The sequence below is a fragment of the Bacillus sp. AFS041924 genome (genome assembly GCF_002577195.1).
Classification (GTDB): domain Bacteria; phylum Bacillota; class Bacilli; order Bacillales; family Bacillaceae_G; genus Gottfriedia.
In genome coordinates, this window is record NZ_NULG01000021.1 from 17,123 (window position 1) to 31,425 (window position 14,303).

Genomic DNA, 14,303 nt, shown 5'->3' on the forward strand with positions numbered 1-14,303 from the left:
TTACTCTTTACTCCCCTTCCTTTTGTTGATCAATTGAACGCTTAACAGCGAGTACATGATTTATATCATTAAAATCTGCCTGTGGTTTAATATAAGCCGTTAATGTTAGACCATGTTCATCAGGAACAACTTCCTCAACTTTTCCAATCGGGAGATTAGCTGGGAAAACACCACCAAGACCTGATGTCACAACTGTTTGTCCTTTTTTTACTTTCGCATTTGAAGGAATTCGTTTTAATAATAAAGCTTGTTTCTCAACATCATAGCCCTCAATCAAACCAAAAACCGTACTTTTTTCCTGAATTTTAGCAGAAATTCGATTTGTTCGATTTGACGAACTTAATAATTGAACAGTTGATGAGAATTTAGAAACATTTTTCACTTTACCAATTAAGCCTTTAGATGTAATAACGGCCATTTCTTTTTCAATTCCAGCTAACGATCCTTTATCAATTGTTATGATTTGTTGCCATTTATCTGGATCTCTAATTGTTACAGTAGCTTGAAATGTATCATAATCACTTAGACTCTTTTTGATTCCAATCATGTCTTTAAGTTCTTTATTTTCTTTTTCTAATGCTTTCTCACGTACAGATAATTCAACATATTTATCAAGCTTACTTTTCAAGACTTGATTTTCCTCATATGTATCTTTTAAGTCCGCAATATTATTAAAGAAACCCGCAATAAATTGTGCGGGTTTATTAAATACTTTTTCAGTCAAACTTACTGTATCTTTAATAAACTGCTCAGGAATTGAAAGGTTTCTGTTACTTCTTAAAGAATAGCCTAGAAGTGCCACTAGTACGATAATAGCAGCCAAGACAATCATTAAACGTTTATTTTGAAAAAATTGTGGCATTCTTACACCCTCTTATAACATTTCAACTTTTTGTTATAGCTAATTCATACGTGTAATCCTCACTAATCATAGTGAGGATTACACATTTTTACTAATCTTCTTATTAAAGAACTTATATATTAGTTCACGTATTTAGAAAACTAGCTTATTTTTCAAACATTTTCCATTCAATTTTATCGATATTGACTCATATTTGCACCAAAATTCTTTTTAAAAATATCGATATTATCTAACGCTTTACCTGTCCCCATTGCAACACAATCAAGAGGGTCTTCTGCAACTATTACAGGCATATTTGTTTCTTGAGCAATTACTTTGTCAATATTACGAAGAAGTGCTCCACCGCCTGTAAGAACGATTCCACGATCAATAATGTCTGCTGCTAATTCAGGTGGCGTTTTCTCTAATGTATTTTTTACAGAGTCAACAATTGCAGCTACTGTATCGCTTAATGCAGCTGCGATTTCTTCTCCATGAATTGTAATTGTTTTAGGTAAACCTGAAATTAAATCACGACCACGAATATCCATCTGTTCGTTATCAATTTTAATAGCTGAACCAATTTCAAGCTTTAACTGTTCGGCAGTTCGTTCACCAATTGATAAGTTATAGTTCTTTTTAATATATTGAATAATCGCTTCGTCCATATCATCACCGGCAGTACGAATCGATTGACTTGTAACGATACCACCTAATGAGATAATTGCAACTTCAGTTGTTCCTCCACCAATATCAACAACCATACTACCAGTTGGTTCCATAACTGGTAAATTAGCACCAATTGCAGCAGCAAAAGGTTCTTCAATTAAGAATGCATCACGTGCACCAGCTTGTCTTGTTGCATCGATAACAGCTCTTTTTTCAACAGCAGTAATACCTGATGGTACACATACCATTACGTAAGGTTTACGTGAGAAAAATCCGTTACTCTTTTGAGCTTGATCAATATAGTGCTTCATCATTGTTGCTGTTGTTTCAAAATCAGCAATTACACCATCTTTCATTGGTCTTGTTGCAACAACATTTCCTGGAGTACGACCAATCATTAATTTTGCTGAATTACCTACAGCAACAATTTGTTTCGTATCCGTCCTTAAAGCAACCACAGAAGGTTCTCTAACCACTATTCCTTTTCCTTTTACAAAGACTAAAGTATTAGCAGTACCTAAGTCTATTCCTAAATCACGAGTAAATCCGCCTAATCCTAACATATGTATCTTCCTTTCTAAAACGTACAACTTAAATTCATATTTAAAGTATCTATACTATATTTTCTTATCGTTAGTAAATAACAGGTTTTTATCCATAACTTACATTATAAAACAATTAGCTACTAATGAACACCCTTAAACGTAACCTTTTTCTTTTAAACTGACATACTTATGTTCACCAATTATAATGTGGTCTAGTAATTCAATTCCAATTATTTTTCCACATTCAACTAATCGTTTTGTAACTTCAATATCTTCTCTACTTGGAGTAGGATCCCCACTCGGATGATTGTGCAGACAAATAATTGAGCTTGCAGATCTACGGAAAGCTTCTTTAAAAATTTCACGAGGATGAACAATCGAAGCATTTAAACTACCTTTAAAAATAGTTTCGCGAGCAATAACTTGATTTTTTGTGTTTAAGTATAAGCATACAAAATGTTCTTGTTCAAGAAATCGCATTTCATCCATCATAAATTTAGCACAATCATCTGGACTTTTAATAATGAATCTTTCGTCATATTGAAGTCGATTAATCCTTTTTCCTAATTCAAAGGCAGCCATTAATTGTACAGCTTTTGCTTCACCTATACCTTTAACATTGGATATTTCTTCAACAGACGCATTCATAAGCAATCTTAGTCCATCAAATTTCAATAAAAGTTCATTTGAAACTTTTAAAACCGATTCATTTTTTGTCCCAGTTCTTAATAAAATCGCAAGCAACTCCTGGTTAGACAAACTACCGGGACCAAACTTTAACAACCGCTCTCTAGGTCTTTCATCTTTCGGAAATTCTTTAATGAGAAGCGAATTTGACACGGTACCACCTCAAATCAAAAGTTAAAAATTTAGTTCACTAAGTTTTTTCTTAACTTTATTGATCGGAAGTCCTACAACAGAGTAATAGTCGCCGTCTATTTTCTCTACGAATGTACCACCATATCCTTGAATGCCGTAAGCACCAGCTTTATCCATTGGTTCATTTGTATTGATATAATCAATTATTTCTTGATCACTTAATTCACTGAAGGTAATTTTTGTACATTGATAAAAACTACTACTTTTACCTTCATTAATAATTGATACACCAGTAAAAACCTCATGCGTTTTTCCAGATAACATTTTTAACATCGCAAATGCATCTTCTTTTGATGTAGGCTTACCTAGTTTTTTATCATTATAAGTAACGATTGTATCAGCACCGATAACTACTGCATTTGGAAATTTATTTGATACATCATTTGCTTTTTCTTCCGCCAATTTTATTACAATTTCTGAAGACTGCAAATTCTGCTCCATTACTTCTTCAACATCACTAGTTTCAATGATAAAAGGGATATTTAACAAGCTAAGAAGTTCTTTTCTTCGAGGAGATGCAGAGGCTAATATAAGTTTTTTCATTTCATTCACCTATTATTTAATTTTAAAGGAAGGATACAAGACTATCCTACCCAGATAATCACTATAACACAAATTAGTAAAAAACACTTTTCGTTGTCATTTCGTTACTAAAATGTAATAAAAATGAAAGTTTTGTTATGTATTAAAATACCCTAATAATAAAATTTCATTTTCAAATATTTTTTGTCTAATTCAAGTGTTTTCATAATAATATTAGTCTTAAATTTGAATACCTTTAAATTACATTAACAAATTTTTAATGATAAATATTAAATTCATTCGATCAATTTGTAATAAAAACACTAACAAAATTAATTTGTCTGTGTTTTCATGTTGTTGAAAATATTGTTAAAAAAAGAACTTGTCAATTATACAACAATATTTTTCATTTTAAAGGAAGCTATATGCCGTTGATTTCCACTACAGGGTGCTCGTTTCCATGGGGCGAGATCTGAGCCTCCTCGGCTAGCCGGGGGTCTTTAGCCTTCCCGCATTTCCCATAGGAGTCGAGCACCCTTTCTTTCCAATCAACCTCTTCTAGATAAAAAGCATACGATAAAGAACTTTATTTGTACCCTTTACATAGAGAAAAATATCAATTAAAGAATCAATATATTTGCCAATCTCAATCTTATAAACTAATAAATGAACGTAGCCTTCTAACAATTAGCATCTTGAATATGTTTACAATCTGAAGAAGATAAAAGAAATTTACTAAAATACTAAAAGTTGTTGTTAATATAATATTTTAAATAAGTTATCCTTTAAACCCATTAAGTTAACATAATTAAATAATTACAACATAATCGTCAAATGTCTCGATTAGCGACACTTAACTGTTGACGTTAAATATATCAACATACTAAATACACTAACAAAATTAATTTGTTAGTGTATTTTTTTGTTCTTTTAATATTTTAAATAAGGATAATAGATCATATTGAACTGATTCCGTTACCGTACTTAAACTTTTGTTACTACTTGAGGACAATACTTTTTCGATATTTTGTAAATATTTAAGTCCACTTTTTAATTGCTTATTTTGTATATAATCCTTTTGCTTGCTCAAAATTAAAATCGTTGAGCTTATTTGCTCAAGTTGTTTTTCGTTATTAAAATTAGTATCTGTTAAATATGATAGCATAAAATTAAATGTTTCAACTTCAGCTTTATACATATCAACTGATTGTTTTGGTCCTTTGTAAGCTTGTCCAGCAACTGTTTCTTCTTTTAAATAAGCACTGTTAAATTTCTTCTTAACTTCATCTTTTAAGTAAGTACTATCTTTGCCACTTAAAGCAATGACAACAAAAAAATTATCATTCTCTTCATAAATGACAGGTTTATAACCTAATGTAGATACTTCTTTTACGTTTTTCTTTGCTGATTCCATACTTTTATACATTCCAACTTGTGCTAAATCAAATTTAACTGATGGAATGTTCAATTGTTCTTGTTTTGTTGCTGTCCCAGAAACTTCATTTTTACTAGTTGGGTTAAGCACATCTGGTTTAGATTGTTTAAATATGCCTAAAAAAACAAACCCAAAACATATTCCTATTAAACTTGCACCTATTATAGAAATAATAATACTTTTTGAAGGTGATTTCTTTTTGAATAAAGAAATCTTCTTTTTTTGCTTTACCTTCTGTTCTGGCTTAATCTTTTTCTTCTTTTTAACATCATCTAAAACGATGACTTTTTTACCCAATCCATCAGGCGTAGGTAAAACCCAACCAAATTCTTCTTCCTTCTCCACCTGACTTTGAGGTGTTTTTGCACCCTCTTTAAACGCTTTTTCCTCACCATTAATTTTTATTGATATCTTTGAGGACTTGTCCATATGAATCCTCCTACTACTTTATTTTAAAACGTAAAAAAATACTAACATATAATTCCAGAAAAACACGTAGACATTTGTCGAGGGCAACCATGTATCGTGCAACAAAAAATTACAAAAAAGCAAGCAATTCAAAACCAAAACAAACAAGAAAACAGTATTTAAGAATCCAAAAAACAGCTATAAAAATAACCACCAGATTGATTTTCTAGTGGTCATAATTCGCTATATATTGCCAACTGATCGCTCCTTTGTGTACATCAACAAACCGTGTGATTCAGAATGAAACTTTTACAATTTTAAACAAATTTTTTTAGTAAATAACTCCTTACTACAGAGATAAAATATAAGGAGCCCGTTATTAATAATATCTCGTTCTCATGGGTATTTTTTATATTCTCATCTATAGCAATATATAAATCTTTTTCGTATGTTAAATTTAAATTATTTGCATTCGATATTAATTCGTCTTTATTCATCGCTCTAGGGAAATCAAAAGTTGTCATTTCAATGTTATTTGTCAGTTTTTGTAATTCTATTACCATTTCCTCTACCTTTTTATCTTTTAAGGCTGAAAACAAAATTTTTATTCCCTTATCTCTAAAATGGCTATTCATTGTTTCCACTAGACTTTTTATGCCTTCAACATTATGAGCACCATCAATATAAACGACAGGATTTGCAGCCATTTTTTCTAATCTACCTGGTTTCTGAGAAAGCTCTAACCCACTTTTAATATTCGTTTCACTAAAGATCATACCATATCGATTTTGCAATAATTGGACAACGGTTATTGCACATGAAGCATTCCTAATTTGATGCTGCCCAAGCATGGATAACTCAACATTCTCAATAGAAAAGCCACCAATCACTTGGAAATTAAATTTTTCATTAGAATGATCTTTTAAAGGTGAAGCAAAAAAATGCTTTCCATATTCAAAATAATCAGCTTCGTTTTTGTTTGCTTCATTTCGAATAATTTTTAGGGCATTTTCTTTTAGCTCTGCAGTAACAACTGGAATTTTATATTTTATAATTCCTGCTTTATGCTTCGTTATTTCTTCAATTGTTTCTCCGAGAATTTGCTGATGATCATGACCAATACTCGTAATAACACTAATTAATGGTGTTATGACATTCGTACAATCTTCTAACCCACCTAATCCAGCCTCTATTAAAAAAATGTCGTGTTCTTTTATCTTACCAAAATAATAAAATGCCATGGTTGTAATGATTTCAAATTCAGTAGGAGCACCGCAAGATAATTGTTCCACTTCTTCTACTACCGGAATCATACAGTTTACTAATTGAGTAAATTCATTTTCACTAATCATTTCGCCACAGAACATAATTTGTTCGCGATAATCTAAAATATATGGCGATGAAAAAGTTCCTACAGTATACCCAGCATCTAATAATATATTTTGAAGAAATGTGATCGTGGAACCTTTCCCATTAGTTCCTGCGACGTGAATCGCTTTGACACTTAAATGCGGATTCCCTAGTCTTATAAGCATTTCTTCCATTCTTTGTAGTCCAGGTACGATTCCGAACTTTGTTCTGTTGTGCAACCACTTCAGTGCTTCTTCATACGTTTTAACCATCTAAACCCTACCTTTATAGTAAAAAACGACGAATCATTAATCTTAATTCGTCGTTTTTTATCTTACAAATTCTTATAACAGTCAATTATACGACTGTTTAAAACTATCATTTACTTAATTCTGCAATTCGAGCTCTAACAGATTCTTGTTTTTCAAGATAATCTTTTTCCTTACGACGTTCTTCTTCAATTACTGCTGCAGGAGCTTTAGCTACAAATCCTTGGTTACTTAATTTCTTTTGAACTCGCTCAACTTCACTAGTCCATTTTTCTAATTCTTTTTCTAAACGTTTTTTCTCTTCATCCAGATTAATTAAACCTTCTAGAGGTAGATAAAGCTCAGCTCCACTAATAACCGCTGACATGCATTTCTCTGGTGCAGTTAAATTAGTTGAAATTGTTAATTCTTCTGGATTACAGAAGCGTTCGATATAAGAACGGTTTCCTTCTAATGCAGCTGCAATATTTTCATCTTTTGCAGAAATCATTAGTTGAACCTTTTTGCTCATTGGCGTGTTTACTTCTGCACGGATATTACGAACTGAACGAATTAATTCAACTAAAATTTTCATCGTTTCAGAAGCTTCATTATTTGTTAATTCCTCTTTAACTGTCGGCCAAGCAGAAACTGTAATAGACTCTCCTTTGTGAGGTAGAGATTGCCAGATTTCTTCTGTTACGAACGGCATAAATGGATGTAAGAGCTTCATTGTACTTTCTAACACATGTGCTAGAACTGAACGAGTCATATTTTTTGCATCTTCATTGTCACCATATAAAGGAATTTTGGCCATTTCAATATACCAGTCACAAACATCATCCCAAATGAAGTTATAAAGTACACGGCCAACTTCACCAAATTCATAGCGATCAATTAAAGCTGTTACACTTTCAATTGTTTCATTTAAGCGAGTTAAAATCCATTCATCAGCAACAGATTTTTCTTTCGTTAAATCAATATTTTCATATGTGAAGCCTTCCATATTCATTAATGCAAAACGAGAGGCATTCCAAATTTTGTTTACAAAGTTCCAAGTAGCTTCTACTTTTTCAATACTGAAACGTAAGTCTTGACCTGGAGAGCTTCCTGTTGTTAAGAAATAACGTAATGAATCTGCTCCGTATTTCTCGATAACATCCATTGGATCAACACCGTTACCTAGAGATTTACTCATTTTGCGACCTTGCTCATCACGTACTAATCCGTGAATTAATACATCATTAAATGGGCGCTTACCAGTAAATTCAATCCCTTGGAAAATCATACGTGAAACCCAGAAGAAAATAATATCATACCCTGTTACTAATACATTTGTTGGGAAGTAAGCTTGGAAATCCTTACTTTCTTCATTTGGCCAACCTAAAGTTGAGAATGGCCATAATGCTGAACTGAACCAAGTATCTAAAACATCATTATCTTGATTCCAATTTTCAATATCAGCTGGTGGCTCTTGGTTTACATAAATTTCACCAGTTTCTTTATGGTACCAAGCTGGAATACGATGTCCCCACCATAATTGACGAGAGATACACCAGTCACGGATATTTTCCATCCAACGTAGGTAAGTTTTTTCAAAGCGATCTGGTACAAACTTTACGCTTTCATCAGAGTTTTGTAATGCTACTGCAGCATCTGCTAATGGTTGCATTTTAACAAACCATTGAGTTGATAAATATGGCTCAACAACTGCTCCGCTACGTTCACTATGACCTACAGAATGCATATGCTCTTCGATTTCTACAAGAACACCCATCTCTTGTAAATCTTTAACGATTTGTTTACGACATTCAAAACGATCCATACCTTTGTATTTTCCAGCTTTTTCATTCATAGAACCATCTTCATTCATTACAAGAATGCGAGGTAAATCATGACGGTTACCAACTTCAAAATCATTAGGGTCATGAGCAGGAGTAATTTTTACAACTCCAGTACCAAATTCCATATCAACATAGTCGTCAGCTATAATTGGGATTTCACGATTTACAATTGGAAGTGTAACAGTTTTACCAACCATTGATTTATATCTTTCATCTTCTGGGTGAACTGCAATCGCAGTATCTCCTAGCATCGTTTCAGGACGAGTCGTCGCAATTTGAATTTTTCCTGATCCATCAGTTAATGGATATTGCATATGATAGAACGCACCTTGAACATCTTTATAGATAACTTCAATATCTGATAAAGCTGTTTTTGTTGCCGGATCCCAGTTGATGATATATTCACCACGATAGATTAGTCCTTTGTTATAAAGCTTAACGAATACTTCTTTTACCGCATCAGATAGTCCTTCATCTAATGTGAAGCGTTCACGAGAGTAATCTAGACCTAAACCAATTTTCTCCCATTGAGAACGGATGTGTGAAGCATATTCTTCTTTCCACTCCCAAGCTTTTTCTAGGAATTTTTCACGTCCTAAATCATATCTTGATAAGCCTTCTTCACGTAATTTTGCTTCAACCTTTGCTTGTGTAGCAATACCAGCATGGTCCATTCCAGGTAAGTATAGTACGTCATATCCTTGCATTCTTTTTGTACGAGTTAAAATATCTTGTAATGTTGTATCCCAAGCATGACCTAAGTGTAATTTTCCAGTTACGTTTGGTGGAGGAATTACGATTGTATATTTCGGCTTTTCCGATTCTACTTGTGCTTCAAAGAATTTCCCATCTAACCAAAATTGGTAACGATCTTTTTCAACTAAATTCGGATCATACTTTGTTGGTAATGATTTTTGTGTTGTTTCCATTGGAATCATCTCCTCTAAAATTTTTGAAAAATAAAAAAACTCCACTCATCCTTGAAAAGGACGAATGGAGTTGGATTCGCGGTACCACCTTTTTTTGTCAGTAAAAACTTGTGTTTCTCTGACACACTTAAAAAAGATAACGGATCATCCGGTAACTTCTAATCACAAAGATGTTTTCGAAGCCACTGCTCAAGGGCGACATTCCAACACTATTTTCTAGAAACCTCCCACCAAATGGTTTCCTCTCTGAAGAATTAGTTCGTTGTACTCTTCCCTATCATTGCATTTCATTATGAATATATGTAATAGTCTACAAAATTTCCTTAAGCTTAGTCAACAGTATTTCTAATTTCTTTCTAGAATATTCAGTGTGTGTCAATAATGTAACACATTTTTTAATACATAAAAAAAATACGAAAAATAATTGTAATCTTTATTTAACATTCTGGTATACTAGTACTTATTTAATTATGCGATAATTATATAGTATGTAGATATAATTTTTTAGGGGGATATACATGGGTTTATTTAAAAATACATTAGCTCGTGTTCTCGGTATCGGTGGAACTAGAATCGATACAAAGCTTGAAAAAACAGAATATCAAGCTGGCGAACGAGTAAAAGGTGAATTACAGATAAAAGGTGGTAAAGTTAAACAAGAACTAGACTCTGTCTTTTTACATGTAATGACTGAATATCTAGTTGAATCAAATGATAAAATTTATAAAAAGAATGGTACATTACAAAAATTTATCGTTTCAGTTGATCGTATTATAAATGCAAATGAAGAAGTTGTTATTCCTTTCTTTTTCACCTTATCTGAAAATACACCGGTATCACTTCACAAGTCCCATATTTGGATTAAAACTCATTTAGAAATAGAAAAAGCCGTTGACCAATACGATGCGGATGGGGTTCAAGTTATTCCTTCAATTGGTTTAAAAACAGTCATCCAAGCGCTTCAAGAAGAAGGTTTTGTATTAAGAGATAGCGAAAACAAAAAGAAATACGGAAAAATCATTCAAGAATTTGAATTTTATCCAATGAACGGTGAGTTTCGAGGTAAATTAGAAGAAATTGAAGTTAATTATGTAAGCTTTGATAAAACAGTAGACTTAATTCTTCAACTTGATCAAAAACAAACATCAGGTAAGATTTCTAAGTTATTTGGAACTGATGATAATAATGTTAGAATATCTTTCTCAAAGGAACATATTATAGACAAGGATTTTGTACGTAAAAGTTTAGTAAATGCTATTAAACGTCACGTAAAATAATTTATACTAAAAAACCATCTATCCAAGTACTGCCTCGCACTGTTAGTTTTCGTCTAACATAAATGAGGCGGTACTTTTTTGTGATAGATGTTTTTTTGACGCATTACATTTATAGAAAAGATAGAAATGGACAATCTGAATTCAACTATCATCAAAAGATTGCGCTGCTTCAATATCCTCTTGTATTTTAGAAACAAAATATTCAATATTAATCATATGCCAATATGCATTTAATAAATCTCTTACATTGTCTTTTTCATTATTTATCCCGGATCGCTTTAAATATTTAGAAATCCTAGAAGCGAACTGAGTTGGGTAGGCCATATAGCTTAAAAATAACATTCTTTCTTCTTCTCTTAATGAGAAATTCTTTTCATACATTTTAAGCCAATTATTACGATCGGTCTGCTGGATTGGGTAGGTTTTAAAAGAATTCTTATAATAGTTTGTTAAATCTTGAATCGGCGTAGTTTCTTGAGCATTTTCTAGATTGATAAAAACACCTTCACCTCTTTTATTTACAAGGAAGTGCGAAATAGATAAATTTCCGTGATTCATGACAACTCTTGTATTTTCAGTTTCCTTCATTTTTTTAAACCATTCTTCTAATTGACCTTTTGCAAATTGGTGTGCACTTAATATTTTATGAAAGTACGTACAATAGCTTAACTCATAAGGTGACATATACCAATTATCTTCAGCAACTTCAATAAAATTCTCTAGTACTTCTTTATCTTTACTCCACCTTTTTGTCATCGTATCATAATGGATCTGCAACTGATCTTTATCCACTTTTTTCTCTTTTTGTGTTCGGTTGTGCATCTTACCTAAAGAAGTAAACATTCGTTGAAAATGTAAATTCTCATCAGATTTCGCATCAACACTTTCGATCCAAGGCATTAAATAGTAGTGTTTCGTATTAAATTCAACAATATAGTCTCCATTCTGAGTATGATAAATTGGCACAACACCTCGAAAGCCTTTATCTTGTAAGGAACGAACATTATCAATTAAATTATTTCGATAAACTCGGTTTACATTTGCCTCTTTTAGTGCAAATACCCCTTGATTGGTATATACCTTTACTACTTTTCCAACGGTTTCAAAATAATTTGGTACGATATGATACTGTGCTAAAATGACGCTTATTTCATCTTTGGGTTGTGTATACAAGATGCGTCACTCTCACTTTCTAAATGAGTAAAAGCCTTGTATTAGTAGACAAGTATCTAACTAATACAAAGCTCTCACCATATGATTATTGTTTTATAGCAGTTACAGGAATATAAATAATTTGCCCTTCTGATAAAAATTCATCGTTCAGGTTATTAACGCGATTTAACTGTTGAGTTTGTAAATTATATTTTTTAGCAACAGATTCGATTGTATCTCCATTTTGTGCTAAATATAATTTTAATTTAGAATAAGATTCTTCTCTTCCTTCTCCAGTAAACAAGCTCGAAAGAAGGTTATCACTTTTAACACTTCTTACTTCCTCTTTTGCTTCTGGCTCAGCTTTTAATTCTACTTTTGGTAATTCTGGTGGTGCTTCTTGTTCTACATGAGCTTGATAATATTCAGCATAATATGGCGGTGTTTGACGAACATCATTTGGATTCGTGAATGAATTTAAATTTTCTTGATTAATTTGAGGAAATGGATTTTGATACCCTAACTGTTGATCTTGATTATATGCAAATGGAGCTTGCTGATATTGTTGGTTAACATATGGTTGATAGTTTTGCTCCAAAGTTCGATTGTATTGTTCTTCATATTTTTCTATTTCTTTTTCTGCATTGTTTTCGTTATTTGCATAGCCTTGTAAAGAACTATAATCATTATTTAAGAAGCTAGGTTTACTATTTAAAGTATTATTTAAATAACTGTGTACATTAAAATCATTATTCAAGAAACTAGGTCGCTCATTGTACGAATGATTTACTTGATTAGATGACTGTACATCATTCTCACTTTGATTAGCTTGCTCCTCATTATTTCCATTCATTAAGAAGCTCGGTCTAGTATATTCTTCTTGAGGCTCTGTTGCTTGTTGTACTGTTTCTTGTTGCTCTGTTGCTTGAGGCTCAATTGCTTCTATTGCTTCTGTTGATATATTAAATCCTCTAAATACTTCTTCATATTCTTCACTTTCAGCTTCTGATTCTTCTTTTACCTGAGCATTAATTTCAACATTAGATTGTTCTTCAACCTGTTCTTCTTCAAAGCTTTGTACATTCTCTTCTTCTAATTCATAATAATGCTCAGCTTCATTTTCAACTTGTTCTACTCGCACTTCAACTACTTCTTCAGGCTGAAAAACCTCTAAGTAAGTTGGTTGCCCAGGATATGTGTCTTGCTCTTCTTGTTCAACGTCCTCTTCAAGAGATTGAATCCAATCACTTCCGTATAGATTATCTTGATCACTTACTTGTTGTTCAGAAGTTGGTTGATGGAAGAACTGGAATTGTTCTTCTTCTTCTCTTTCCTCCTGATACGAATATCCTTCATTATTTGAACGATAGTCATTTACCTGATTGTAGCTATTATCTTGATTAAAGGTATTATACTGCTGTTCATATGCACTTTGCTCTCGATAAGTATCAACAGCTCGATTATGATCATGCAGTCCAGAAATACATAAATCAGCAGCAATTTGAATACTACCTTTTTCTGCTAATTGATAATCAAATGTTTCTACAGAAACACATAAATTCTCTAAATCAGTTATTCTAGTCAATGGAATCGAGATATCTACAGGGAACTGATGATTTAGTTCACAACTACCATCCTCAAGAACAATTACATTTTCCACCATTCTTGAAGGAGCTAACTCCCTTAGTGAGTAATAATCACCTTGATTCGTCAAATCAGGCGCATAATTACCTTCTAAAGTTAAGACACCCCTCACTTGAACATATTCATCAAATTGCTGTATAGTAATGTCTGGATTTAACGAGAGTGACCTTACCTCTTTAACTTCCTGTCCTTTTTGGAACCAGACAGTTTCTTTCAATGAAAAGCGGATATTTGTTTGATTTTCTGAAGACACCTTAATGTCCTCCTCTCATCGTCCAATTTGGTCTATGACAATACATTTTTATGAAAGAAACGAATAATTTATGAAGAAAAGATTCTTATTTTCTATTAAGAAAGGTTAATTTAAGGTAGAAGTATGGATTTTAGAATGATTGGAATAGGTTGGAACTCACCATAATTTTTCATTCGCAATTAATTTTATCGATCTTTTTTAAATAACATTAGAGGAAACAGATTTTTTTCGGTTCAATTTAATAAAAAATGGTGTCTCTATAAAGGAGACACCATTTTCAGAGTGTTAAATATAAAGTTGTCAATAT

The 14,303-nt window shown here is 32.2% G+C and carries 10 protein-coding genes and 1 other annotated feature; of the genes, 1 reads left to right on the forward strand and 9 read right to left on the reverse strand.

Annotated elements, in window-relative coordinates; all coding sequences use genetic code 11:
- Positions 1 to 7: 7 nt before the first annotated feature.
- The 7 genes from mreC to COC46_RS07900 form a co-directional block, all read right to left on the reverse strand.
- A complete protein-coding gene (gene mreC, locus COC46_RS07870) occupies positions 8 to 862 on the reverse strand; it encodes a rod shape-determining protein MreC (protein WP_098809191.1) in 855 nt (284 codons plus the stop codon).
- A gap of 173 nt (positions 863 to 1,035) precedes the next feature.
- Positions 1,036 to 2,073 carry a rod shape-determining protein gene (locus tag COC46_RS07875; protein WP_098809192.1) on the reverse strand — a complete coding sequence of 346 codons (1,038 nt, stop codon included), beginning with the start codon at positions 2,071 to 2,073 and terminating at the stop codon, positions 1,036 to 1,038.
- 135 nt (positions 2,074 to 2,208) lie between these two features.
- Complete coding sequence (gene radC, locus COC46_RS07880; protein WP_098809193.1) at positions 2,209 to 2,895, reverse strand: RadC family protein; 687 nt, start codon at positions 2,893 to 2,895, stop codon at positions 2,209 to 2,211.
- A gap of 21 nt (positions 2,896 to 2,916) precedes the next feature.
- Positions 2,917 to 3,477 carry a Maf family protein gene (locus tag COC46_RS07885; protein ID WP_098809194.1) on the reverse strand — a complete coding sequence of 187 codons (561 nt, stop codon included), beginning with the start codon at positions 3,475 to 3,477 and terminating at the stop codon, positions 2,917 to 2,919.
- A gap of 880 nt (positions 3,478 to 4,357) precedes the next feature.
- Complete coding sequence (locus COC46_RS07890; protein ID WP_098809195.1) at positions 4,358 to 5,320, reverse strand: hypothetical protein; 963 nt, start codon at positions 5,318 to 5,320, stop codon at positions 4,358 to 4,360.
- A gap of 296 nt (positions 5,321 to 5,616) precedes the next feature.
- Positions 5,617 to 6,921 carry a bifunctional folylpolyglutamate synthase/dihydrofolate synthase gene (locus tag COC46_RS07895; RefSeq protein WP_098809196.1) on the reverse strand — a complete coding sequence of 435 codons (1,305 nt, stop codon included), beginning with the start codon at positions 6,919 to 6,921 and terminating at the stop codon, positions 5,617 to 5,619.
- Positions 6,922 to 7,027: 106 nt separating this feature from the next.
- Positions 7,028 to 9,670 (reverse strand): valine--tRNA ligase, encoded by a 2,643-nt coding sequence (locus COC46_RS07900; RefSeq protein WP_098809197.1) that lies wholly within the window; start codon positions 9,668 to 9,670, stop codon positions 7,028 to 7,030.
- A gap of 53 nt (positions 9,671 to 9,723) precedes the next feature.
- Positions 9,724 to 9,960 (reverse strand) — a binding site (T-box leader).
- A gap of 228 nt (positions 9,961 to 10,188) precedes the next feature.
- Here COC46_RS07900 and COC46_RS07905 point away from each other — a divergent pair.
- A complete protein-coding gene (locus COC46_RS07905) occupies positions 10,189 to 10,947 on the forward strand; it encodes a sporulation protein (protein WP_098809198.1) in 759 nt (252 codons plus the stop codon).
- Positions 10,948 to 11,088: 141 nt separating this feature from the next.
- Here the strand turns inward: COC46_RS07905 and ysxE are convergent, their stop codons facing one another.
- Together ysxE and spoVID are read right to left on the reverse strand one after the other, a co-directional pair.
- A complete protein-coding gene (ysxE, locus tag COC46_RS07910; RefSeq protein ID WP_176545094.1) occupies positions 11,089 to 12,120 on the reverse strand; it encodes a spore coat protein YsxE in 1,032 nt (343 codons plus the stop codon).
- Positions 12,121 to 12,205: 85 nt separating this feature from the next.
- Entirely contained in the window at positions 12,206 to 13,996 is a 1,791-nt protein-coding gene (gene spoVID / locus COC46_RS07915; RefSeq protein WP_098809200.1) for a stage VI sporulation protein D, read from the reverse strand.
- Positions 13,997 to 14,303 lie beyond the last annotated feature (307 nt).

Bases quoted from the DNA above. Each gene is read 5' to 3' on its own strand.
- COC46_RS07900 (WP_098809197.1), bottom strand. From the start codon at position 9,670: ATGGAAACAACACAAAAATCATTACCAACAAAGTATGATCCGAATTTA.
- mreC (WP_098809191.1), bottom strand. From the start codon at position 862: ATGCCACAATTTTTTCAAAATAAACGTTTAATGATTGTCTTGGCTGCT.
- COC46_RS07885 (WP_098809194.1), bottom strand. From the start codon at position 3,477: ATGAAAAAACTTATATTAGCCTCTGCATCTCCTCGAAGAAAAGAACTT.
- COC46_RS07905 (WP_098809198.1), top strand. From the start codon at position 10,189: ATGGGTTTATTTAAAAATACATTAGCTCGTGTTCTCGGTATCGGTGGA.
- COC46_RS07890 (WP_098809195.1), bottom strand. From the start codon at position 5,320: ATGGACAAGTCCTCAAAGATATCAATAAAAATTAATGGTGAGGAAAAA.
- COC46_RS07895 (WP_098809196.1), bottom strand. From the start codon at position 6,921: ATGGTTAAAACGTATGAAGAAGCACTGAAGTGGTTGCACAACAGAACA.
- COC46_RS07875 (WP_098809192.1), bottom strand. From the start codon at position 2,073: ATGTTAGGATTAGGCGGATTTACTCGTGATTTAGGAATAGACTTAGGT.